This window comes from Pseudomonas bharatica, assembly GCF_048586865.1.
GTDB lineage: Bacteria > Pseudomonadota > Gammaproteobacteria > Pseudomonadales > Pseudomonadaceae > Aquipseudomonas > Aquipseudomonas bharatica.
Map to the genome: position 1 here is coordinate 1 of NZ_JBMAWR010000062.1, position 433 is coordinate 433.

The 433-nt window shown below is 61.7% G+C and carries 1 protein-coding gene; it reads right to left on the reverse strand.

Translation table 11 applies throughout. The annotated features are described in order from the left end of the window. Nucleotides 1–429, reverse strand: a 429-nt coding sequence (locus ACKLLE_RS27130) for an immunoglobulin-like domain-containing protein (protein ID WP_420059611.1), incomplete at its 3' end; no start/stop codon positions are given. Between the last annotated feature and the right edge of the window lie 4 nt (nucleotides 430–433).

The window sequence follows — 433 nt, forward strand, 5'->3', positions numbered from 1 at the left end:
GTTCGGCGCGATGAAATCTACCGAGCCGCTGGAGCTGTTGACTGGGATGGTGATCGACTGGCCGTTGGCCAGGCTGATGACCAGCGGGGTGCCGGTAACTGGTGCCGTAACCGAGGCGGTATAGGTCACCACGCCGCCTTCGACCGCGCTTGAGGTCGCGGTCAGGGTGACGGTCGAAGTGTCGATGCTGTCGGTGACGGCAGTTACCGCCGCAGTTGGATTGATCTCAAGGTGCTCGAAGTCGCCGCCGGTGGTGCCGGTGACGGTCACGCTAACGTTGCCGCCATCCACATACACAGTGTTTTGCGGTGCCGCGAACGTGACAGAGCCCTCGCTCAAGCCCTTGCCAATGGTGATCACTTCCCCGTTGCTGAGGGTGATCTTCATCTCGCTGCCTGCTGGGTTGGTCAGGCGAGCGGTGTAGACGATATCG